The 23,164-nt window shown below is 62.4% G+C and carries 20 protein-coding genes and 1 pseudogene; 7 read left to right on the plus strand and 14 right to left on the minus strand.

Going from position 1 to position 23,164, the window contains the following annotated elements; translation table 11 throughout:
- The first annotated feature begins 89 nt into the window (after positions 1-89).
- Positions 90-980: an AraC family transcriptional regulator gene (locus tag ELQ88_RS29310; RefSeq protein WP_128872945.1), complete on the plus strand. Its 891-nt coding sequence runs from the start codon at positions 90-92 to the stop codon at positions 978-980.
- 128 nt (positions 981-1,108) lie between these two features.
- Here the strand turns inward: ELQ88_RS29310 and ELQ88_RS29315 are convergent, their stop codons facing one another.
- The 8 genes from ELQ88_RS29315 to ELQ88_RS29350 form a co-directional block, all read right to left on the minus strand.
- Entirely contained in the window at positions 1,109-3,538 is a 2,430-nt protein-coding gene (locus ELQ88_RS29315; RefSeq protein WP_138969066.1) for a TonB-dependent receptor, read from the minus strand.
- Between the two features lie 277 nt (positions 3,539-3,815).
- A complete protein-coding gene (locus ELQ88_RS29320; RefSeq protein ID WP_138969067.1) occupies positions 3,816-4,787 on the minus strand; it encodes a FecR family protein in 972 nt (323 codons plus the stop codon).
- Positions 4,784-5,347, minus strand: a complete 564-nt coding sequence (locus tag ELQ88_RS29325) for an RNA polymerase sigma factor (protein WP_128872948.1) — start codon at positions 5,345-5,347, stop codon at positions 4,784-4,786. The genes ELQ88_RS29320 and ELQ88_RS29325 overlap by 4 nt, the downstream gene beginning before the upstream one ends.
- 4 nt (positions 5,348-5,351) lie before the next feature.
- Positions 5,352-5,678 carry a DUF3325 domain-containing protein gene (locus ELQ88_RS29330; protein ID WP_138969068.1) on the minus strand — a complete coding sequence of 109 codons (327 nt, stop codon included), beginning with the start codon at positions 5,676-5,678 and terminating at the stop codon, positions 5,352-5,354.
- Positions 5,678-7,261 (minus strand): PepSY-associated TM helix domain-containing protein, encoded by a 1,584-nt coding sequence (locus ELQ88_RS29335; RefSeq protein ID WP_138969069.1) that lies wholly within the window; start codon positions 7,259-7,261, stop codon positions 5,678-5,680. The genes ELQ88_RS29330 and ELQ88_RS29335 overlap by 1 nt, the downstream gene beginning before the upstream one ends.
- The gene (locus ELQ88_RS29340; RefSeq protein WP_138969070.1) at positions 7,261-7,557 is read right to left on the minus strand and encodes a DUF3649 domain-containing protein; all 297 of its coding nucleotides are present in this window, start codon (positions 7,555-7,557) and stop codon (positions 7,261-7,263) included. The genes ELQ88_RS29335 and ELQ88_RS29340 overlap by 1 nt, the downstream gene beginning before the upstream one ends.
- 229 nt (positions 7,558-7,786) lie before the next feature.
- Positions 7,787-8,194 carry an HPF/RaiA family ribosome-associated protein gene (locus ELQ88_RS29345; protein ID WP_128872950.1) on the minus strand — a complete coding sequence of 136 codons (408 nt, stop codon included), beginning with the start codon at positions 8,192-8,194 and terminating at the stop codon, positions 7,787-7,789.
- 214 nt (positions 8,195-8,408) lie between these two features.
- The gene (locus ELQ88_RS29350; protein ID WP_128872951.1) at positions 8,409-9,356 is read right to left on the minus strand and encodes a LysR substrate-binding domain-containing protein; all 948 of its coding nucleotides are present in this window, start codon (positions 9,354-9,356) and stop codon (positions 8,409-8,411) included.
- 135 nt (positions 9,357-9,491) lie between these two features.
- Here ELQ88_RS29350 and ELQ88_RS29355 point away from each other — a divergent pair, with 135 nt between their 5' ends.
- From ELQ88_RS29355 to ELQ88_RS29365, 3 genes are all read left to right on the plus strand, one after another.
- Positions 9,492-10,868, plus strand: coding sequence for an L-serine ammonia-lyase (locus tag ELQ88_RS29355; RefSeq protein ID WP_138969071.1), 1,377 nt, complete (start codon positions 9,492-9,494; stop codon positions 10,866-10,868).
- A gap of 63 nt (positions 10,869-10,931) precedes the next feature.
- A complete protein-coding gene (locus ELQ88_RS29360; RefSeq protein ID WP_128872953.1) occupies positions 10,932-12,233 on the plus strand; it encodes a serine/threonine transporter in 1,302 nt (433 codons plus the stop codon).
- Between the two features lie 310 nt (positions 12,234-12,543).
- Positions 12,544-12,861 (plus strand): DUF3509 domain-containing protein, encoded by a 318-nt coding sequence (locus tag ELQ88_RS29365; protein ID WP_138969072.1) that lies wholly within the window; start codon positions 12,544-12,546, stop codon positions 12,859-12,861.
- Here ELQ88_RS29365 and ELQ88_RS29370 read toward each other — a convergent pair.
- Positions 12,858-13,358: a phosphate-starvation-inducible PsiE family protein gene (locus tag ELQ88_RS29370; protein ID WP_138969073.1), complete on the minus strand. Its 501-nt coding sequence runs from the start codon at positions 13,356-13,358 to the stop codon at positions 12,858-12,860. The two genes, ELQ88_RS29365 and ELQ88_RS29370, sit on opposite strands and share 4 nt — an antisense overlap.
- 228 nt (positions 13,359-13,586) lie before the next feature.
- Here ELQ88_RS29370 and ELQ88_RS34885 point away from each other — a divergent pair.
- Positions 13,587-13,826, plus strand: a pseudogene (locus ELQ88_RS34885) (YebG family protein); the annotation flags it as partial.
- A 320-nt stretch (positions 13,827-14,146) separates the two neighbouring features.
- On the opposite strand, the gene ELQ88_RS29380 reads toward ELQ88_RS34885, so the two are convergent.
- Positions 14,147-15,166, minus strand: a complete 1,020-nt coding sequence (locus ELQ88_RS29380) for a Glu/Leu/Phe/Val dehydrogenase dimerization domain-containing protein (protein ID WP_138969074.1) — start codon at positions 15,164-15,166, stop codon at positions 14,147-14,149.
- A gap of 183 nt (positions 15,167-15,349) precedes the next feature.
- Between ELQ88_RS29380 and ELQ88_RS29385 the strand changes: the two genes are divergently transcribed.
- Positions 15,350-16,153: a transglutaminase family protein gene (locus ELQ88_RS29385; protein ID WP_138969075.1), complete on the plus strand. Its 804-nt coding sequence runs from the start codon at positions 15,350-15,352 to the stop codon at positions 16,151-16,153.
- Positions 16,154-16,269: 116 nt separating this feature from the next.
- Here ELQ88_RS29385 and maiA read toward each other — a convergent pair whose 3' ends face one another.
- The 3 genes from maiA to hmgA are packed head-to-tail and all read right to left on the minus strand — an operon-like array spanning position 16,270 to position 19,530.
- Positions 16,270-16,905, minus strand: coding sequence for a maleylacetoacetate isomerase (maiA, locus tag ELQ88_RS29390; protein WP_138969076.1), 636 nt, complete (start codon positions 16,903-16,905; stop codon positions 16,270-16,272).
- Positions 16,906-16,917: 12 nt separating this feature from the next.
- Entirely contained in the window at positions 16,918-18,222 is a 1,305-nt protein-coding gene (gene fahA, locus ELQ88_RS29395) for a fumarylacetoacetase (protein WP_138969077.1), read from the minus strand.
- Between the two features lie 3 nt (positions 18,223-18,225).
- Entirely contained in the window at positions 18,226-19,530 is a 1,305-nt protein-coding gene (gene hmgA / locus ELQ88_RS29400) for a homogentisate 1,2-dioxygenase (RefSeq protein ID WP_128872960.1), read from the minus strand.
- Between the two features lie 163 nt (positions 19,531-19,693).
- Here hmgA and ELQ88_RS29405 point away from each other — a divergent pair, with 163 nt between their 5' ends.
- The gene (locus tag ELQ88_RS29405) at positions 19,694-20,485 is read left to right on the plus strand and encodes an IclR family transcriptional regulator (protein WP_138969078.1); all 792 of its coding nucleotides are present in this window, start codon (positions 19,694-19,696) and stop codon (positions 20,483-20,485) included.
- Here ELQ88_RS29405 and ELQ88_RS29410 read toward each other — a convergent pair.
- Complete coding sequence (locus tag ELQ88_RS29410) at positions 20,478-23,033, minus strand: LuxR C-terminal-related transcriptional regulator (RefSeq protein WP_138969079.1); 2,556 nt, start codon at positions 23,031-23,033, stop codon at positions 20,478-20,480. The genes ELQ88_RS29405 and ELQ88_RS29410 overlap by 8 nt on opposite strands.
- Positions 23,034-23,164 lie beyond the last annotated feature (131 nt).

A 23,164-nucleotide genomic window follows, 5' to 3' on the forward strand; every position in this document is an offset into this window, starting at 1 on the left:
CACTTGCATAAACTTGCGCTTTTGTCGGCCGCCGGGCTGGCAGGCCAACGTCTACGGAGTAGGATGCAAGGCGTTGGAGAGAACCGATCATGCCCGCACTGGAAAGCCTGCAAGTGTTTCAAGCCCTCAACCGCTCGCCCAATGCTCGCCTCGAGCACAGCGCCGAGCTCGGTGACGGCATGGCTGCAGCCTTGTGGAGCAACCATCACGACGCCCAGGATTACGAAGCCCCGAGCCACCACACACTGTCCTGCTACATCGCCGGTGGCACCGGCACTTTTCGCCGCGACCGGCCCGGCACCAAAGGCGGCCCGGACAAGCTATGCATCCTGCCGGCCGAACACCGGTCAGCCTGGGTGATCAACGGCGACATTCGCCTCGCCCATGTCTATTTCAGCCCCGAACAATTTGCCCTCGGCTGCGTCACGTTGCTGGACCGGGAACCGCGCGAACTTCAATTACGTGAAAGCACCTTCCTCGATGACCCGCAGCAAGCCCGACGCTTCCGGCAGTTGATCACGCTCAATTGGCAAGAGCCCGGCGAACGTCTGCTCACCAGCAGCCTGGCGCATGAAATGCTCAGTCACGTGCTGCTCGGCCAGGTCGGAATGCGCGAGGGCTTGCGGCTCAAGGGTGGGTTGGCGGCGCATCAGCGTCGGCAGTTGGTCGAGTTCATCGACAGCCAGTTGGCGGAAGCCATCAGCCTGGGGCAATTGGCGGGGCTATGCGCGCTGTCCGAATATCATTTTGCGCGGATGTTCAGGGAGAGCTTTGGCTTGCCGCCGCATCAGTATGTGCTGGCGCGACGACTGAGCCAGGCGCGGGACTTGTTGCGCACAACATCACAGCCATTGGGCGACATCGCGTTGGCGTGCGGGTTTGCCAGTGCCAGTCACTTTACCAACCGGTTTCGTCAGGCGCTGGGCGGGACGCCTGGGGAGTATCGGCAGGCGTTTTTTACGCCAGGCCGGCATCTCTGAAAATGAAGGTGAACGGGATGCCGTCTTCGCGAGCAAGCCCGCTCCCACATTTAACCGCAATCTCCTGAAAGAACTGGGTCGAATGTGGGAGCGGGCTTGCTCGCGAAGAACGATGACTCGGTCTACCGTCAGAATTCCAGGGTGCTGGACAACGTCACCTGCCGCGAATCCCCCATCGACACAAAAAACCGGCTCGCCGCCGAGGTGTAGTAAGTACGATCAAACAGGTTCTTCACATTCAGCTGAAACTTGACCTTCTGCCCTTCAACTCTGGTCTCGTAGCTGGCGAACGCATCCGCCACGGTGTAGCTCGGCAGGTCGAAATCGTTCACCGCGTTACCCGCCCGCTCCCCCACATACCGCGCACCCGCGCCTACCCGCAGCTGGTCACCGCCGACGAGGGTGCCGAAGTCGTAGACCGCCGACAGCGAGCCGCTGTTTTTGGCGACGTTCTGCAGTTGCTTGCCTTTGTAGGTCGGGTCTTCAGTGACCTCGGCATCGGTGTAGGCATAGCTGCCGATCATGCTCCAGCGGTCGCTGAGCTGACCGGTCAAATCCACTTCCAGGCCACGGGAACGCACTTCGCCGGCCGCGCTGTAGAGCGTCACCGGGCCTTCGGAGTTGGCCACCAGCACGTTGCGCTTCTTGATGTCGAACAGCGCGACGTTACCGGTCACGCGGCCAGGGATATCGAGCTTGGCCCCCACCTCCCAGGACTTGGCTTCTTCCGGGGCGATGCTGCCGTCGAGCACGGTACTGCTGCCACTCAGCGGGGCGATGGTCGAGTTGGGCTTGAACGATTCGGTGTAACTGCCGTAGAACGACAACGCATCGGTGTAGCGATAGACCAGGCCGGCGCGCGGTACCCATTTCTGCCCGTTGCTGTCGGTGTTGGCCTGGAACGGCACGCCTTTGCCGGCGTACTGGTCGTATTCCTGGAAGCGTGCGCCAGCCACCAGGATCCACTGGTCGGTGAGGTGGATCGAGTCCTGCACAAACACCGAATCGCTGCGCAGTTTATCGGTCTGCGCGCTGTCGGCCGGGCTGACGGTGGTGCCGGCGACTTCGCGGCCGTAAACCGAGTTGGTGTAGCTGAAGGTGCTCAGGCTTTTCTGGCGGATCAGGTCTTCGCGGTAGATCTTGCGGTACTCGTCGTCGATGCCGAACACCAGGTCATGCTGCATGCCCCAGACATTGACCTTGCCTTCGAGACTGGCGGTGGTGAAGCGGTCGGTGCTGATGGCGTTCTGCGTGCCATCCATGCTCCGGGTCAGCGTGCCTGCATTGGTGTCGATGGCCGTGATGCGCACCTGGCTGGCATCGTAGGTTTCGCGGTTCCAGCTGTAGCCGAAGTGGGCGTTCCAGTCGTCGTTGAGCGCGTGGTCGGCCTCGAAACGATACAGGTCCGAGCGCCCTTCCATGTTGTTGAACGGCTCATCCAGGCGACGATCACGGGGGATGTCCAGCGGATGATTGTCACGCGGATCGATGATCGTGCCACGGTCGAAGGGGGTCAGGAACTCGCGGTGTTCATAGGCGAACAACAGCGTGGTGCTGTCACCGAACCAGGCCAGGGACGGCGCCACCAGGGTCTCGCGATGGGTGCCGAAATTGCGCCAGTAGTCTTCGTCTTCATGGTCGAGGACCATGCGATACGCCAGCCCGGAATCGCCCAGGGCACCGGTGCTGTCAAGACTGCCACCATTGCCGTTTTTGCCCTCGCCATAGGTCGAGCCACGCACGGTCACTGCGTTGTATTGCTCCAGCTCGGGCTTCTTGCTGACCATGTTCACCACACCGCCCGGGTCCTGGATGCCGTAGAGCAAGGAGGCCGGGCCCTTGAGCACTTCAATGCGCTCGACGCTGGCATTGAGGCCTCGGCCCTGTATCACCGGCATGCCGTCGCGCATGATCGAGCCGTTGCGGTTGTCGCCGAAGCCGCGGGTCATCACCGAATCCTGGGTGCTGCCCAGGGTATTGCCCTGGGTGATGCCGCTGACGTTGGCCAGCGCATCGTCCAGGTTGCGCGGTGCCTGGTCGCGAATGACCTGGGCCGGGATCACGTTGACGGTCTGGGGGATTTCCTGGAGCAAGGCCGAGGAGCGCATCACCGAACTGGTGGGCGGCGGCTGGTAGCTCGTGGCTTGATCCATCACCGAGGTGATGGTGGTCGCGCCCAGGTTCAAGGTGCCTGCGCCGGGCAACGGCTCCAGGACCAGGGTATGGCCGTCGGTGCGACGGAAGGTGAACCCCGAGCCGCTGAGCAAACGCTGCAGCGCCTGCTCGGCACTCATCTGCCCGCTGACGGCCGGGGCCGTGATGCCGTAGGGCGCCTCATCGGTGTAGACCACGCTGATGCCGGTGATCCGGCTGAAATCGCTCAAGGCCTGGGGCAATGGTTTGGCGGCCAGCGCAAAGCTGAACTGGGCACGCTGCTGGTCGGTGCCAGCCTCAGCCGCCAGCGCGATGCTCAACGGCAGCAACGCCAACGCCGAAAAGCTCAAGGCAGACACTTGCAACCATTGTTTGACCAAACCCGATTTTGCCCTGGACTTCATTGCTCATGACCTGTGTAGAACCTACGGGATGCGAATGAATCGCAGTTTCAGTCACTACACGGATGGGGATCGGGTTTACCTCACAAGAAAGTTGAAAATATTTTTATCGGGAGTGATGTGGTGTTTGACAGGCCGCCTTCGCTGGCAAGCCAGCTCCTACATTTGGAATGCATTCACCTGGCGACGGCGACACGGCGTCATGACGCGCGGTGGCGCCGTCGCAGCTGGAATGCAATCCCCTGTAGGAGCTGGCTTGCCAGCGAAGGCGCCCTATGCCTCACCGCAAAATAATCAGGTGCCCCAGAACCTGGTGCTGCTCAAACCCCAACACCCCCTGCAACGAACTCAACACCGCCTGCGGATCCTTGCTCGGAAAACTGCCACTGACCCGCCGTGCCGCCAGCTCATCGTTAAGCAACAGGATCCGCCCCGGGTAATACCGCCCCAGGTCCTGCACCACCTCGGCCAGTGTCGCCTTGTAGTAATTGAGCCAACCCTGACGCCAGGCCAACTGTGCTTCGCTGTCGACGCTGTGGAGTTTTTCCGCCAAGCCATCGCCATAAGCCACTTGCTGGCCGGCCGTGAGAATCTGTTGCCCGGCCTGTGCGTCCGCCGTGACGCCAACCCGCCCGGACAACACCGTGACCTGCGCGCCGCGGGGCTGCAGACGGACTTCGAACTGCGTGCCCAGCACCCGCGCCTGACCCATTTCAGCGTCCACCACAAACGGCTCGCCAGTGTGCGTCACGTTGAAAAAGCCGGCACCGCGACGCAATTGCACATGCCGCTCGCCGCGACTGAAATCCACGGCAATCGCGCTGTCGGCATCCAGGGTGACCTGCGACTGATCCGCCAGGGTGACGGTGCGGATTTCCCCCGGCGCCGACACGTAGTCCGCCCCCAGATCATCCACCCAGCGCGCCGGCTGCCAGCCGGCGCCGAAGCTGATCATCAGCACCAGGCACGCCGCCATTGCCAACGCCCCGGGCCGGCGCGAGCGGTTCATGGCGTTGAGGTAACCCTGCAGGGCCAGGGCTTCTTCATCGGCCAAGGTGCGCGCCGGTGCTTCGGTCAACTCCCACACCACTTGCGCCTGGGCATACGCCTCGGCGTGGGCGGGGTCCGCCTGTAACCAATGGCTGAAGGTGGCCTGATCGGCGCTGCTCGGCTGGTCATGCAACAGACTCAGCCAGGCCAATGCCGCCTGCTCCTGAGCCGGCGTCGGGGTGACGCGTTCAATGGTATTCACGGTGCTTTCCCTGGCGTGCGCGGTTGGGGTTCGCGAAGGCTGGCCTTGCAGGCTTCGAGGGCGCGCATCATATGTTTTTCCACGGCGCTTTGGGACAGCCCCATGGCCTTGGCGATTTCGGCATATTTGCGCCCGTGGATGCGGTTGAGCAAAAAGATCTGCCGCGTACGCTCGGGCAAGGCGCGCAACGCGGCTTCGACGTGGCGCAAATCGTTGCCCGCCTCGAGTGCCGCTTGCGGTTCACTGCCGTGACTGTCCGGCGCATCCGGCATCCAGCCTTCGTTGACCCGCACCCGCGTGCCTTCACTGCGCAAATGGTCGATGGCGATATTGCCGGCGCAGCGCAACAGGTAGGTGCTGAGTTCTTCGACCTGCACCAGCGGCCGGCGCCAGAAACGCAGGAACAAATCCTGCACCAGGTCCGCCGCGGTCGCTCGACAACCGACGCGCCGACTCACCAGCGCTTCCATTTGCGAACGCTGGGAAAGAAACACCTGGAGGAAATGCGCACGGGCGCCCCGATGCTCCTCATCGCGGGGTTCCGGGGGGCGGGGGATCATCCGGTCAGCACTGCGCGAACGCGGCAACGGGGCTGGCGAGCAGGCTCACCCCGGCCAATGCCAACGCCAGGCGCGGGCGATACGGCAGCAACAGCACCAGCAACAACGCACTGAGCATCAACACCGCAAACCATTGCACCAGCCCCACTCCCCAACCCGCCGCCGACACCGCCGCCCACAAGGACAAGGCCAACAGCAGCCAGCCACCGATGCGCATGCCTTGACGGCGCCGGGCCGAGGGCTTGCGGCCCAGCAGTTCGCCATGATGCCGATCCATCGACAAACAGAGCGCGGTGAACCCGCCATAGCAAAGCAACAAGCCCAGCAACATCAGGGCGCCCCTCGCTCAAGGGCGATCGATTGCCCACGCGGGGTTCGGGTAACGCTTCGAGCGTGCGCCGAACGCTGCATTTTCCACGCCGCCCAGGCGAGAAACACACCGCTGCCCAGGCATGTCAGTTCAAAGCCGGCCATGGCCCAGTCCCCCTGTGCCAAGGTGGCACCCAGGTGATAGGGCGTGGTCATGGCGTTCAACAGCGGCACCGCGCAAAACAGCAACGCAGCCAGCGCCAATTGATCGACCCACGCCGCACGACCACGGCGGAGCATGGCATGCAGCACGCTCAAGCCCCAGACGCTGAAGAAACTGCTCACCTCCCAGTCCGCGCGGCCGGCCATGTCGACCGGCAGCAGGCGATTGGCCCAGAAGTACGCCGCCACCGCGACCATCAACCCCGACATGCTGGCGATGTTCAGCACGTGCACCAGCCGCAGCTCGAACGGCATCACCGCGCTTTTCGCATGTTTGAGCTGACGCTTGCCAAGCCAGATCACCAGCCCGGTGCCGATCATCGCCGTGCCTGCCAGCCCGCAAATGAAGTACAGCCAGCGCAAGACCGGCCCCGCGAAATGGCCCATGTGCAAACCGTAGAAGGCCCCGGAAATCGCCATGGGCAAAGGCTGTTGCGCTGTTGTGCCGAGCAATTGGCCGGTGACGCCATTAAAGGTCACTGCACTGCCGAAGTCGTGGACCACCTGGTCGCTGCCATCACGGAAAAGCACCACCGAGGCGTTCACATCGCCCGGGTTGTTGACCGCCAGCCGCCCCACTCCACCGCCCGACCATAATTCCCGGGCCTGTTCCAGCAGCGGCGCCATCGGCGCCAACTGACCCGGTTGGCCGGCGGGCTCAGGCGTAGTGGAAGCCGGAAACACCTCATCGTAAAACACCCGGACATCGCCCTTGTACGAGGCCAGGATGCTCGCCGGCATCACCATCGACATGAAAATCACCAGGCTGCTGTAGGTGATCATCAGGTGGAACGGCAACACCAGCACGCCCACGGCGTTGTGCCCGTCGAGCCAGGAACGCTGGCCTTTGCGCGGGCGGAAGGTGAAGAAGTCCTTGAAAATTTTCTTGTGGATGATGATCCCGCTGATCAACGCGACAAACATCACCATGGCCGCGATGGTCGACAACCAGCGGCCCCACGGATACGGCATCTGCAGCTGGAAATGGAAGCGATAGAAGAAGTCGCCGCCCCGGGTTTCCCGGCCCTGCACTTCGGCGCCGGTTTGCGGGTCGAGCAGTTTCTCGGTGAATTGACCCCGCTCGCCACGCTTGGCCGGGGTTTGCTGCCACCGCACCGAAAGACCGGGCTCCCGCGCATCGGGCAGATCGATGAGCCAGCGCGAAGCCCCGGCTGCGTGCTGCTGCAGATAGTCCTGGGCCAGGCTCAGGCTGGCCTCGGAGGTAGCGGACCGGGCGGGAATTTCCGGCTGCATCCAGTGACTGATCTCGTCCTTGAAATAGGCCAGGGTGCCGGTCAGGAAAATGGCGAACAGCAGCCAGCCGAAGATCAGCCCGGCCCAGGTGTGCAGCCAGGCCATGGCCTGGCGAAAACCCTCTTTCATCAGTGGCCCACCCAGTACGCCAGCCCCGACAGTGCCGCCAGCACCAGGCTCGACACGATCAGCCCCCACCAGGCCTGCCATGCGCTGCGACAGGCAAAACACCACAGCACCGTGACGAGGTAGGCCAGAAACGAGGTCATCATCCCGGTCACCACGGCTTCGGCGCGGGCCATGGGCAACCACAGGCTCAGGCTGACACTGGCCAGCGCCGCCACGAGGTAACCGCCCAACACGGCAGCCAGCACCCGCGAGGTGACCGCCAGCCGATAGGAAACGGGGAGACTTTTGCCTTTCATGTTTCGACCTTGAAACGAGGGAGGGTCGCGTGAAGTCACGGGACCAGCAAGGTCGCAATATTAATGATAAATATTCGCATACGCAAAACGATCCGATGAGATCGTCACTGCCGATCAGGGGATCCATGCGTTTTGAAAGACACGTCACGATCATGCATGGCGCACAAACGCGAACGGGCCTGCATCAGCAGGCCCGTTCTATGTGGGACGGTAAAAAGTGAATCAGGCTTTAGCCGTTTTGCGCAGCCTGTTCGTTCTCGAGAAACTCATCTTCCAGCAGCGCATCGGCAGCAGGTCGCTCGAATGGCACTACAGCGGCACGTGGTTTGCCCCGCAGTTTGCCAAACAGGTGTTCCAGCGCGTGTTCGAGTTTTTCGGCCGCCCCGTCGATCGCCAGTTCCAGGGAGTCGGCTTTATGGGTTACAGAAATCGGTTGGTGGCCTTTTGGCCGCGCTTCCAGCTGGCAGCGCATGTCATGCGGTCCGGGCTTGTCGCCGTTTTCGTCCCGCAGATGAACCTCGACACGGGTCAGGTCCTCTTCATAACGTTCGAGCGTGCTCTCAATGGTAGTACGTACCCACTCCTCCAGTCGGATGCTGCTTTGAATATGGTTATCGCTGTTGACTTGGATTTGCATAGTTCATCCCTTATTTCAGCTAGCTCGCGAGAGGCGCATCGGCTGGCCCTTGGGCGTCATCACCGTGACCTCTTACTTACACAATCGGTGTGCGCGCGAAACAATTCAACCCCTGGATAAAGATAAATATGGATTTGCAAAAAAAGTCGGACAACCGGTAAAAGCGCTGTTAAGGTCGGGAGTTGGGTCGCCTCGCTCCGAGGTCCCGAACGGCTCACATCTGCCCCTCTCCCAGCGGGTGCAGGCTACGAAAGATCCCCGCCTCTTCCACCAGCCAGTCATGCACCGCACGCACGCCCGGATGACTCAGCGCGCCCGGCGCATAGAGCAGCACGTACCGCTTGTGATTGGGCACCGCCAGGCCAAACGGCACGATCAGCGTCCCGCGCTCCAGCTCATCGTTGAGCAGCGTTCGCCGCGCAATCGCTACGCCCATGCCGGCAATCGCCGCCTCGATGGTCAAGTGATTGCGATTGAAGGTATGCCCGCGCCGGACGTCCGCGCCTTCAAACCCGATGGCATTGAGATAGAACTCCCATTCCGCGTACTCATAACTGCCGCGCCAGGCGGTGATGTCGTGCAACAACGGGAAGTGCACCAGGTTCGCCGGACCATGCAGCGGCGGACGGCCACGCAACAGGCTCGGGGCACACACCGGAAAGATTTGCTCGTCGAGCAGCGTGGTGGATAACAAGCCGGGATAACTGCCGTCGTTCAGATCGATGGCCAGATCGAAGTCGCCCTCGTGCAAGGGCACGCTGCTGTCCTCGGCCACCAGGCGCAATTGGATATCCGGGAAACGCTGCTGCAAACGCGGCAGCCGCGGGGTCAGCCACTTGCTCAGGAAGGAAGGAATCGAGCGCAGCCGCAAAATCCCGCTGATCATGCCCGCGTCCAGTCGTCGTAATTCTGCATCGATGCTGCCGTAAGCCTCGTTGACCGTGATGGCCAGTCGCTGGCCTTCCGCGCTCAATTCCACCCCGCGCGCACGCCGATGGAACAGGCGAAAGCCCAGCCGTTCCTCCAGCTGCCGGATCTGCTGACTGACCGCACCCGGCGTGATGTGCAGTTCTTCGGCGCATCGGGTGAACGACAGGTGCCGCGCGGCACAGGAAAACACGTGCAGCCAGACGTAGGTCTGGGCGTGCAATTGACGACTCATCGTTTAGTCCTGCTAAAGGCTGTCTTAGAAAGTTTCGTTGGTCACGTAGGACCAAGGGAGGCAGTATCGCCGAGATTGCGCTTGTCCTACAAAAATGGCAGCGATTTCTCCTCCATTGCTTGTATAGGCTTTAGCATGGCTATCAGTGTTTTCGATCTTTTCAAAGTGGGCATCGGCCCGTCCAGTTCCCATACCGTCGGCCCGATGCGCGCCGCCGCGACCTTCGCCCAGGCCCTGATTGACCAACACCTGCTGGACGACGTACGGCGGGTGGAAATCCGCCTCTACGGCTCCCTGTCGGCGACCGGCGTCGGTCACGCCACCGACCGCGCCTGTGTCATGGGCCTGATGGGCGAATGGCCGGACAGCATCGATCCCGCGTCCATTGATAGCCGAATCCAGGCCCTGCGCGAAACCGGCGAGCTGAACCTGGCGGGCAAAACCACCATCGCCTTCAACTGGCAGCACGACCTCCTGCTGCTGGACGAGAGCCTGCCCTACCACCCCAACGCCATGTCCCTGAGCGCCTTCGGCGACACCGGTGAGTTGTGGGAGCAAACCTATTACTCGATCGGTGGCGGTTTCATTATCGAAGCGGCCGAAGCCGAGTCCGGCATTGCGCCAGCCAGCGACGTCGTGCTGCCCTACGACTTCTCCAGCGCCGCCGAACTGCTCAAGCTCTGCAACCAACATGGGATGCGGGTTTCCGAGTTGATGATGGCCAATGAACTGGCCTGGCGCAGCGAAAGCGAAATCCGCCAGGGCCTGCTGCACATCTGGTCGGTGATGCGCGAGTGCGTCGAGCAAGGCCTGGTGCATGAAGGCATCTTGCCCGGCGGGCTGAACGTTCCGCGTCGCGCGGCGAAATTGCACCGCAGCCTGCTGGAAATCGGCAAGCCGAATGTCATCACCTCGACCCTGTCGGCCATGGAGTGGGTCAACCTGTTCGCCCTCGCCGTGAACGAAGAAAACGCGGCCGGCGGACGCATGGTCACGGCTCCGACCAACGGCGCGGCCGGGATCATCCCGGCGGTGCTGCACTACTACATGAAATTCAACCCGGATGCGTCGGACGACGACGTGGTCGCGTTCTTTCTGGGTGCTGCCGCCGTCGGCATCCTCTGCAAGAAAAACGCTTCGATTTCCGGCGCCGAAGTCGGCTGCCAGGGCGAAGTCGGCTCGGCCTGCGCAATGGCCGCCGCCGGTCTGGCAGACGTGCTCGGCGCCACCCCGGAACAACTGGAAAACGCCGCCGAAATCGGCCTGGAACACAACCTCGGCCTGACGTGCGATCCGGTCGGCGGCCTGGTCCAGGTGCCCTGCATCGAGCGCAACGCAATTGCCGCGGTGAAGGCGATCAATGCCACGCAAATGGCCCTGCGCGGTGACGGCAAGCACTTCATTTCCCTGGACCGGGTGATCCGCACCATGCGCGATACCGGCGCCGACATGCATGACAAATACAAAGAGACTTCACGGGGCGGCCTGGCGGTGAGCTGGGTGGAGTGCTGAGGCGCATTCCCTGACCGTCCGCAACACGTGAGCCCGAGCAAGAACAATAACGAGGCCTGATCGATGACCGATGTACGTACACCTGCTGCCGATAATCCCGCGGCAGACCTGACACGCAATACCGAAATATCCCACAAGGGCTGGAGCAAACACGACACCACCTGGATGCTCGGCCTTTACGGCACGGCGATTGGCGCCGGTACGCTGTTCCTGCCGATCAACGCCGGCGTCGGTGGTTTCTGGCCCTTGCTGATCCTGGCCGTCCTGGCGTTTCCGATGACCTTTTTCGCCCACCGCGGCCTGACCCGTTTCGTGTTGTCCGGTCGCTCCGGGGACATCACCGACGTGGTGGAAGAGCACTTCGGCATCGGTGCCGGCAAGCTGATCACCTTGCTGTATTTCTTCGCGATCTTCCCGATTCTGCTGGTGTACAGCGTGGCGCTGACCAACACCCTCAGCAGTTTCATGGAGCATCAGTTGCACATCGCCCCGCCACCGCGGGCGATTCTGTCGCTGGGGTTGATCCTCGGCCTGATGGCCATCGTTCGTTGCGGCCAGGGCGTCATCGTCAAATGCATGAGCGTGCTGGTTTACCCCTTCGTCGCGGCGTTGCTGCTGCTCGGCCTGAGCCTGATCCCGAACTGGAACGGCGCCTTCTTCGCCACCGCCAGTGAAGGCATGCCGCTGCCGATGTTCTTCCAGACGCTGTGGCTGGCGATCCCGGTGATGGTGTTCTCGTTCAACCATTCGCCGATCATCTCTGCCTTCGCCGTCGATCAGAAACAACGCTATGGCGAACAGGCCGAGCGCAAGAGCAGCGGCATCCTGGCCATCGCCCACGGGATGATGGTCGTTACCGTGATGTTCTTCTGCTTCAGCTGCGTGCTGGCGCTGTCCCCGGCCGACCTGGCCGCGGCGAAGGCACAGAACATCTCGATCCTGTCGTACCTGGCCAACCACTTCCAGACCCCGGTCATTGCTTATGCGGCGCCGCTGATTGCGCTGGTGGCGATCACCAAATCCTTCCTCGGCCATTACATCGGCGCCAGCGAAGGCTTTCAGGGCCTGATCGTGAAAAGCCTGCGCGGCCGCGGCCGGGTGATGTCGGCGAGCTGGCTGAACCGCGCGACGGCGCTGTTCATGATCCTCAGCTGCTGGGCCGTGGCGACCTTCAACCCGAGCATCCTGGGCATGATCGAAACCCTCGGCGGCCCGATCATCGCGTGCCTGTTGTTCCTGATGCCGATGTACGCCATCCGCCGCGTACCAGCATTGCGCCAGTACTCGGGCCAGGCCTCGAACGTGTTCGTGGTGCTGATCGGTTTGATTGCACTGTCTGCGATCATTTATTCATTCATGCCCTGAAACGGGCAGCCCCCCTGGAGGAGCTGGCTTGCCAGCGAAGGCGGTGTATCAGTCGACACATGTTTTAACTGACACACCGCTTTCGCTGGCAAGCCAGCTCCTACAGATATCGGCCAACAGTCCTCCTGCCGTAATCAACGCTCGACGATCCTCCCGGCATGCCCCTTGCTTTGCGTATGTAGGAGCCGCCGCAGGCTCCTGCAAAAGCGATGATGGCGATATGGCTATGGGATGCCGATGGTCTGGTGTTGCGAACCAATCCGATCTCGTCCGGTCAACAACTGCACGTTCAATCAGGCGGTGACGCATCATGGACAACCCTTTTCAGCTCATTACCGATGCCTTCGCACCGGATTACCAGATCAACCTGAGCATTCAGGGGCTGGACGGCAGCATCATGCTGACCCTGTCCAACTGCGGCCACGTGGTCGCCAAACGGATGATCAGCACCGAACAACGCAATGACCCCAAACGCCTTAAACGCCTGGTGGAAAGCATTCAGTTCGGCATCGCCATCGAACAGGGCCACAGCGCCGTGGCCATCCTCGAAGCCATGACCGACGGCGACAATCGCAACCTGCCGCCACCCCAGGTCCAAAGCCACAGCCGGCCGGCCGTGGGGCTTTAAATCTCGCCCTTCTCCACTTCGGGATGTTCACCGGAACCCGCACCGATCTTGCGCTGCGGGTGTTCGATCTTCACCGAAGGGAATTGCGACGAGGCATAACGCACCACCAGAATCGAAAACGCCAGCAGCAGAATCCCGCCGCACAGGTAGATGATCCCTATATCCGGCGGATTGTGGTGCGATACGTTGGAGATCAGCAGCCGCGTCAGCGCGGTGATCGCCACATAGATCAGAAAGCGCACCGGCATGTGGTTGGTCTTGAAGTAAATCCCGACCATCGCCCCCAGTTCCAGGTAGATGAACAGCAGCAAGATGTCATCGATCTTGATGTGCCCTTCCTCGAGCATTCCCAGAAACTCCATCACCGCCGCCCACGCGGTCACCGCACCGATGGCGAACAGCGCCAGGTAGTGGAAGGTTTCGACGAACAGGTTGCCCAGGGACTCGGCCAGTTGGTGCACGTTCTGCCGCAGCTTCTCGGCCCAGTTTATTTTCACGATGATTCTTCCTTAGCTCGGTTCGAGCGGATGATGCGGGTTGGACGTGACGGTTGTTCTGCATGCAGAAAAAAGGCCAGAGGCCTTGGGTGAGATGATGGCTGCGGGAAATGAGGCACTACATTGAAAAGCCACTACCCAAAGCGAGCGGATTCGCTTATCCTTTCGCTGTATATAGATACAGTGGTCGATACAGACAACTTAATGTGAAGGCATGTGAGGTGGTGAATGGCCGTCGAAGTGGTATACCGCAGCAGCCGAGATCTGGAGCGCTTGTTCATGGATAAAGCCGAAGCTGACCGTCATGACAAAATGCTCGAACTGGCTGAGTTGCTGGCCGAAGTGTTGCAAAAAGCCGTTCCGTCCCTGACTGAACAGCAAGTGGAAGAAGCCGGGATCTACATGGCAAAAAATCGCGACGTATTTGCCAAGGCGTTCAAGAGCCAGCCGGACGCCTTGTCCGAACTGCTGAACGCGCCTGCTGAAGTCGTTGAGCCCGTTGCAGTGGCTGCACCTGTTAAAGCGGCTGCATCGGTTGCAGCGGCACCGGACGAAGCAGCACCGGTAGAGGCGCCGAGCGCTGCGCCGACCAAGCCAGCCAAAGCGGCCAAGACGCCGAAGTAAGCAACGCCCGAATTGAATAGGCCCTGAATGGAATGATTCAGGGCCTTTTTCATGTCCATAAAATCAAAGATCGCAGCCTCGCTCCGCGAGACAGCTCCTACATTGTGACGCGTAATCCTGTAGGAGCTGTCGAGTGCAACGAGGCTGCGATCTTTTGATCTGCTTCAGCGGTACAACACTCTCTCCGCCAACTCGTCCGCCACCCGCGCCGGGGAGCGTTTTTCCGCCTGTGCATGGGCGAAAACTTCGGTCAGGCGCGAGCTGATTTTCGACAGGTGTGCGGTGATGGTCGGCAGCGCTTCGCCGCGGTGCTTGAGCGAGACGTAGATCAGCCCGCCGGCATTGATCACATAGTCCGGCGCATACAGGATGCCCCGCCGCTCCAGTTGATCGGCAACGTCCAGGTGGATCAATTGGTTGTTGGCGGACCCGGCCACCGCCGCGCAGCGCAGTTGAGTCACACTGTTGCTGTTGAGCACGCCGCCCAGGCCGCAGGGCGCGAGAATGTCGCAGGGTGTACTGAGCAACGCATCGTTGGCGATCGGGTGAGCGCCCAGCTGCTCCATCGCCAATTGCACCTTGCCGTGATCGATGTCGCTGACCAGCAGTTCGGCACCGGCGGCATGCAGCTGTTCGGCAAGGGCGAAACCGACATTGCCCAGCCCTTGAATTGCCACGCGCAGGCCTTCGAGGTTATCGCTGCCCAGGCGGGCCATGGCGGTGGCACGTATGCCGGTGAACACGCCCATGGCCGCGTGGGGTGCAGGGTCGCCCGCCGATGTGGTGCTGGTGACATGCTGGGTCTGTTGGGCGATGCAATCCATGTCCGCTACCGAGGTGCCGCTGTCGATGGCCGTGATGTAGCGGCCGTCGAGCTGATTGATGCAGCGCCCGAAGGCCTCGAACAACGCGGCGCGGCTTTCCACATGCACCGGTCGGATGATCACCGCCACGCCGCCGCCCTGAGCCAGGCCAGCGAGCGCCGCCTTGTAACTCATGCCTTGCGCCAGTCGAACAGCATCCTCGACCGCGGACTCGTCGTCAGGATAGGCCAGGTAGCGACAGCCTCCCAGGGCCGGTCCGAGACGACTGTTATGAATGGCAATCACCGCCTTCAACCCGGTGACCGGGTCGACGCTCAAATGCAGCGATTCAAGGCGAGTGCTTTGCATGAGAGCGAACATCGCAGGGCTCCCGAATGACTACTCGTAGTCGCCAGTATAGGCTTGCGCTAAAAAATTGCAGAAGCGCGCCGGAATAAGCGCAGCCACCAAGCAGGCTTTCGGAAATAACCTGGAATGGCTGGCGCGGGGTACTGGACGAATGTCGCAGACGAGGCTAAAACGAGGCATACCCCGGAGATTTTGATGACGCCGCGCCAATGTTTCTTCGCCTGTCTGCAACGTTCACCGCCCGCGCTGTTCGACGCGGCGCTGTGGATCGCGGCCGAACACGACAAAGAGGTGAATCCGGAGGCGGTCCTGAAAGACTTCAAGGACCTGCAGCAGCGGGTCAGTTATGGTTTGCCGATGTTGCCGGTCAGCGAATTGGCCCAGCCGCTGTTGCGGCGCATGAATGACCTGGGCTTTGCCCAGGACGATTTCACGCCCTTGCGCCCGCACGTGGCCCTGGTCAACAAGGTGCTGGAACGCCGGCGCGGGCAGCCGCTGGCCCTGGGGTTGATTGCGCTGGAGCTGGCCAGGCGGCTGGAAATCCCCATGGTCGGGGTCAACTTTCCCGGGCATTTCCTGCTGCGCGTACCGGGTGCCGATCACCTGCTCGACCCCTGCGGTGGCCGTCGCCTGTACCCCAACGATTGCCGGGAACTGCTGCTGCGCCAGTATGGCCCGAACATGAAACTCAGCGCCGAGCACTTGCTGACCGCCGAGCCGGTGCAAATGCTGCAACGGCTGTCACGCAACCTGCGCCAGTTGCACCTCTCCAACGATGACTACATCGGTGCCCTGATAGATGCCGAACGGGTGTTGGAATTGGGCAATGCCAGCGCCGCCGATTACCTGGCCCGGGCCAGCCTGTACCAACGGCTGGACTGCCCGAACGCCGAGCGCTTCGACCTTGAGCATGCGTTGCTGCTCAGCGACGACCCGATCCAGCGGATACGCCTGACGGACCGGCTGGAACACCTTCCGCCCAACTCGATCGTGCATTGATCGCAGATCCCATGTAGGAGCGAGGCTTGCCCGCGAATGCGGTGTGTCAGCTAAATAGATACCGACTGACACCCCCTCTTCGCGGGCAAGCCTCGCTCCTACAGAGGTGTATGGCTTCAGGGGGTGTCGGGCTGGTTCGCCGGATGCGCCTTGATGAATGCCGGGTGTACCGCGGCGAGTGCCGCCACTCGGCGAATCCGCGGATACGCCTCGAGCGAAATGTTGAAGCGTTCGGCGGCGTAGAGCTGCGGGATCAGGTAGGTATCCGCCAGCCCGGGCTGCGGACCGAAGCAATAACCTTCATCGCCGATCAACTGCTCCACCGTCGCCAGCCCCTGGCTGATCCAGTGGCCGATCCATTCCACCACCTGGGGTTCATCGTGGCCCAGCTGCCGCAGCCGGTTGAGCACGCTGACGTTGTGCAGCGGGTGCACATCGCAACCGATCAGTGACGCGACGCCGCGTTCGCGGGCGCGTGCAGTCAGGTCCCTGGACAGCAGCGGCGCCTGTGGATAACGCTCCTCCAGGTACTCGATGATTGCCGGCGACTGGATCAACAGGTCACCGTCATCCGTGCGCAAGGCCGGCACCCGGCCCTGCGGGTTGATGCCCAGGTATGGCGGTTGCCGGTGCTCGCCACCCGGCGGCGCGATCAGGTTGATCGGCAGCGCCTGATAGTCCAGGCCCTTGAGGGCCAACGCGATCCGCACCCGATAGGACGACGTCGAACGGTAGTAGGTATAGAGCTCCATGAACCGATCCTCTCAACGTGCCGGCAGCACTGTGCCGCGGCATTCGCCGAAACCGATGGAGGCAAAACCCTCGCGGCTGCAACGGGCGCGCAGGATGATTTCGTCGCCGTCTTCGAGAAATTTACGCACCTCGCCCGACGCTAGTTCGATCGGCTTTTTACCGCCCTCGGTGATTTCCAGCAGGCTGCCGAACTGACCGTTTTCCGGTCCCGACAAGGTGCCCGAGCCGAACAGGTCGCCGGCCTGCAGCTGGCAGCCGTTGACACTGTGGTGGGCGACCAGTTGCGCCGCGGTCCAGTACATGTGCCGGGTGTTGCTCAGGGTCAGGCGATGGGCCGGCAGGTTCTGCTCGCGCATGGCTTCGGTGAGCAGCAGCACTTCCAGTTCGATGTCGAAGGCGCCCGCGGCCTGATCACGCTTGTCGAACAGGTACGGCAGCGGCTGCGGATCGCCTTCGGGACGGGCCGGTTGCGCGCGGCGGAACGGCTCCAGCGCTTCGGCGGTCACCACCCACGGCGAAATGCTGGTGATGAAGCTTTTCGACAGGAACGGCCCCAGTGGCTGGTATTCCCAGGCCTGGATGTCCCGCGCCGACCAGTCGTTGAGCAGGCAGAAACCGGCGATGTGATCGGCGGCGTCGCCGATGGCGATCGAGTCGCCCATCTCGTTGCCCTGGCCGATCCAGATGCCCAGTTCCAACTCGTAATCCAGGCGTGCGCAGGGGCCGAAGGTCGGCTCGGTCTGGCCGGCCGGCAGGGTCTGGCCTTTCGGCCGGCGCACGTCGGTGCCGGACGGGCGAATGGTCGAGGCGCGGCCGTGGTAGCCGATCGGCACGTACTTGTAGTTCGGCAGCAGCGGGTTGTCCGGGCGGAACAGTTTGCCGACGTTTTGCGCGTGCTCGATGCCGACGTAGAAGTCGGTGTAGTCATTGATTTTCGCCGGCAGGTGCAGCTCGCAATTCGCCGCCAGCGGCAGCAGTTTCGCGCCTTGGGCTTCGATCTTGCCGTGCAGGGTGCTGCCTTCGGTGAACAGTTCCAGCAGGCGCTCGCGCAGGGCGACACGCGCGTCGCGGCCCAATTCGAAGAACGCATTCAACTGACCGCCACGGGTGGCTTCGACTGCAGTCTTTGCCGCGCCGTCGAACAGACCGGCATCGAGTGCCGCTTCCAGGTCGAATATATGCTCGCCGATGGCCACCCCACTGCGGGGTGCCGAGCCCTTCACGCTGAACACGCCCAATGGCAGGTTCTGCAGCGGGAAATCAGCATGGCCGTTGGCGGAAGCAACCCAGCTACGAGTGATGGAAGTCTGAGTCATGGGTTATCTCCGGGTCGGGTCGAAAGTGGCGGGCAGCGTGGCCCAGCAGGCGTCGTAGGTGGTTTGCAATTGCGCGCAGTCCAGGGCGAAACGGCTCGGGCGCAGCACCTGGCAGGTCTCGAACATGAAGGCCATGGTGTTGTCGATTTTGCTCGGTGCCAGTTCGGCGTTGATCGCCCGGGTGCAGGTTTCGCCGTCCGGGCCGTGGGCGCTCATGCAGCTGTGCAACGACGCGCCGCCCGGCAGGAAGCCTTCAGCCTTGGCGTCGTATTCGCCCTGGATCAGGCCCATGAATTCGTTCATCAGGTTGCGGTGGAACCATGGTGGACGGAAGGTGTTCTCGGCCACCATCCAGCGTGGCGGGAAGATCACGAAGTCGAGGTTCGCCAGGCCGTGCACGCTGGTGGGCGAGGTCAGGACGGTGAAGATCGAGGGGTCCGGGTGATCGAAACTGACCGTGCCGATGGTGTTGAAGCGGCGCAGGTCATATTTGTACGGCACGTTATTACCGTGCCAGGCCACCACGTTCAGCGGCGAATGATCGAGCTCGCAGCCCCACAGCTCGCCAAGGAATTTCTGCACCAGGGTGGTCGGTTGCTTCAGGTTTTCGTACTGGGCGACCGGGGTCAGGAAGTCCCGTGCATTGGCCAGGCCGTTGCTGCCGATCGGCCCCAGGTCCGGCAGGCGCAGCGGGGCGCCGTGGTTCTCGGCGATGTAGCCGCGGGCTTGCGGATCGAGCAGTTCGACGCGGAATTTCAGGCCGCGCGGCAGTACCGCGATTTCCAGCGGCTCAAGATCCAGCACACCCAGTTCAGTGGCGATGCGCAGACGGCCCAGTTGCGGTACCAGCAGCAGCTCGCCGTCGGCGTTGAAAAACACCCGTTCCATGGAGCGGTTGGCGCGGTAGCTGTAGACGCTGATCCCGGCCGGCTTTTCCGCGCCCGAGTTGGCCGCCATGCTCACCAGCCCGTCGATGAAATCGGTGGGCTCGCTCGGGATCTCCAACGGATTCCAGCGCAGGCGGTTGGGGGTCACTTCACCCAAGGGGCCGCCGGCCAGTTGCCGGTCCAGTTTGACGAACGCCGGGTGGTTGGCCGACGGCTGAATGCGGTACATCCAGGTGCGCCGCGCTTCGCTGCGGGCCATGGTGAACGCGGTGCCGGAGAACAATTCGGTGTAGAGGCCATAGGGGGCTTTTTGCGGGGAGTTCTGGCCGACAGGCAACGCGCCGGGCAACGCCTCGCTGCTGAATTCGTTACCGAAGCCTGACTGATAAGCCAGCGCGGGCGCCGTTGGATCGAGGTTCATGGAGCCTCCTGAACAGGGAATAGGCAGTGGCCTTTCGCTCGGTTGGAGAGGTCATGGCACGCCCGGGTTATTTTTATCGTAATCCAATTACGCATAACGTAATTTGATTGGTAATGACCGTCAAGCTATAAAGACGCCCATTCGTCCCGGGATCACCGCTTCCATGGAAAAGCCAGACAGCAACGGCAAACAGAAAGTCCGCTCGGCCGAAGTCGGTACCGACATCCTCAAGGCCCTGGCCGAGTTGTCGCCATCGACCTCGTTATCGCGTCTGGCCGAACACGTGCAGATGCCGGCGAGCAAGGTTCACCGCTACCTGCAGGCCTTGATCGCCAGCGGCTTTGCCGAGCAGAACAGCACCACCAACCATTACGGCCTGGGCCGCGAAGCCTTGCGCGTCGGGCTGGCCGCCCTCAACAGTATGGACGTGCTCAAAGTCGCCGCCCTGCCCTTGGCCGAGTTGCGCGATGAACTGAACGAGACCTGCTTTCTGGCGGTGTGGGGCAATCAGGGCGCAACCGTGGTGCATATCGAGCCGGCGGTGCGCGCAGTGACGGTGGTCACGCAATTGGGCTCGGTGCTGCCATTGCTCAGCTCATCGACCGGGCTGGTATTCGGCGCATTCCTGCCCAAGCGGGAAACCGTGGATTTGCGCGAGCAGGAACTGCAAAACGACAGCGCGCACGCCCTCGCCGACGATCAGACCTATGAAACCCTGTTCGGGCAGATCCGTGACCGCGGCCTGCATCATGTGCATGGCTTGCTGATGCCCGGTGTCGATGCGCTGTCGGCACCGGTGTTCAACGCCGTCGGCCACGTGGCGGCAGTGATCACCATTGTCGGCCCGGCCTCGTTGTTCCATGCCGACGAAAACGGCCCGGCGGCCCGGCGATTGCTGGCGACGACGCAGGCCGTGAGTTGGCGGATGGGCTACGAGTCGCCCGCCGTCAAATGACAATGCCCAATGCCTTTGCCCTGGCCACCGCTTGAGTCCTGCGTTCCACCCCCAACTTGCCATTGATGCGTCGCGCATGGGTTTTCACCGTGTGCAACGAGATGAATAACAGATCGGCGATTTGCTGGTTCGAGTTGCCCTGTGCCACTAACGCGAGCACTTCGATTTCACGTTGACTCAACCGGCTCCCGGTGGCGGCCGTCACCTCGGGATCATGCCCCGGTTCGGCCCGTCCAATGGCCTGCGGCAACCGTGGCTGGCGCAACTGCAAATCGCGCAAGGCCTGTTGCAGGTGACAACGCTCGACCAGGGCCAGGCCTTCCTGCAACGATTGCCGGGCAACGGCCGGGTGGTCGGTCAGCCAGGCGACTTCGGCCAGCGCCAGGTGCAATTGCGCCTGCAGCCCCGACATCCCGCGCAGCCTGGCCCACTGCAATTGCGCCTCGAGCCGGGCCAACGGCTTGTGCGCCTGTTCCAGATAAACCTCGGTCAGTACCAGCAGATACTCCAGGACCGGAATCAGCTCCAGCGTCGCCGGCGGCGCCTGACGTGCGTGGGCCCCCTGATAGTGACGGAGCACCCGGGTCAGGGCTTCGTGCGCCAAGTGCGGCCGGCCTTGTTGCAGCCAGAAATGGCAACTCATTTGCAGCAGGACACTGCGGTACACCGTGTCTGGAATCCGTCGTTGCTGCATCAGCCGTTCGGCGTCCCGCAGCAGCACGAAAGCTTGAGCATAATCCAGCCGATTGGCCGCCAATTGGGCCAGGCCGAGGAACCCGTACAGCGCGCGTTTATCCTGGTTGCGCAGGCAGATCTGCAGGCCGCTCTCGAAATGCGCCGCGGCCTGCGCTTCTCGGCCCTGACTCAAGCTCAGGCGGCCACGATGCAGGGCCAGCCGTCCGAGCAAGGGTTCGGCCAGCGGTTGCTGCCGCAGGAGCAGGCCGTCCATGTTGGCGAGCAAGTGCTCGGCTCTGGCGCAAGCCCCCCGTTGCTCGAGCAACTGGGCGTGATCGAGTTCCAGCAGGCCTTCGAATACCAGCGAGCCTTGCGCCCGGGCCAGGCACAACGCCTCACGGTTGAGCGCCTGCGCCACCTCGAGTTCGCCCCGCACCAGGGCCTGTTGCGTCAAACCGGACAGGCACAGCAGCCGGACGGGCCAGAGCGCTGGCCCCAGCGCGTCAAGCGCCTCAAGCAGGTGTGCCCGCGAAGCGTCCATGCGCCCCTGCAAATGCAGCAACCAGCCTTGTTGCGCCTGCCAGCGCGCGATCAATTGCCGTTGATGGAACGCTGACGGTTGGGGCAGGAAGCGCGACAAATGGGCGATGCACTCCCCCGCCTGCTCGAAGCGTCCGGCAAACAACAAGGCCGCGGTGACCAGCCCGACCAGTTGCGGCGAACCGAGCATCAGTTCTTCGCCTTGTTGCTCGTGCAAACGCAACAGCAGCACCACGGTCTGCTCTTCGAACAGCTGCTCGAAATTGAAATGCTGCAACAGGCTGACGGCGACCTCGAACTCTTCGGCCAGCAAGGCCTGTTCGAACGCGGCCTTCCAGTCCCGTTCGGCGGCGAACCACTGACAGGCACGCCGATGCCAGGAGCGCCCGGCCGGCCATTGCTCGTCGCGCATCAAGCGGGTCAGGGGGGCGAAAATCCGCAGCCAGTCTGCCGAGTCTTGCCAGGGCTCGATGAAGCAGCCCAGTTCCTGCAGCGCATTCAAGTATTGAGCGCCCTCGCCCGCGCCGAACAGGTGATCGCAGAGCCGGGCATTGAAACGTGGCAAGTGGGCCAGCACCCGCCAGGCTTCGGCCAGCTCCGGGGTCAAGCTGGTGAAGAGCTCATGTTCCAGGTAATCGTGCAGGGTGTCCGGCCGACCGTGGAGCGTGTCGCTGCGTGACCCGTCGCATTTTTGCAGCAGCGCCACCCGTACCCCGGCGCACCAGCCACCCGTGCGCTGGAAAATCCACTCGGCAGCTTTCGTGGCCTGGGCCGGCTCCAGGTGATGCAGCAGGGGTTCGATTTCACCCTGGGTGAACGCCAGCGTGGAGCGTTCGCAATCGTACAATTCATCATCCAGCAGCAGGCGTGGCCAATTGCATTGCGGACGCCGCCGACCGCTCAGCCACCAGGTAACCTGCGGGCTGCTGATGGCCAGCAACCGGTCGAGCAACAGATCCAGTTGCGGCTGGGGCAACCGGCAATAGTCATCGAGAAACAGCCAGGTGGCTGTCTGCAATCGAGCCAGATGCGCCAGCAATGCGGGTTCATCCGATGCCGGCAACCCCAGGGTTTGCGCGAGGCGCTGGCGAAAATCGACCACACCGATCGCCTCCCCCGCCAACGGCAGCCAATGGACCTGACACTGTGCGGGCGCCTGCAGCAGGCATTCGATGAGCAGCGCACTCTTGCCGCTTCCCGCCGGTGCGCAGAGCAATTTCACCCGCGCCGTCGATGCCAGCAAGGGTTCGATCAACCGTTCGCGGGACTGGTGGTGGCAAGACAAACGGGGCAGGAGTCCAGGACGGTCCAGACACAGCGTCATGGCAGTCATAGTGGTGCGCCTTTTTATAATTGTGGCGCCACCCTAGCCCTGTCCCGCCAGCTTGTTGAAGAAGTATTCAACACACTGATCGCGCCCTATAAAAAAGGTGACCTTATGTCACCTTTTTCTGTAGGACGACT

The sequence above is a fragment of the Pseudomonas sp. MPC6 genome (assembly GCF_006094435.1).
Lineage (GTDB): Bacteria > Pseudomonadota > Gammaproteobacteria > Pseudomonadales > Pseudomonadaceae > Aquipseudomonas.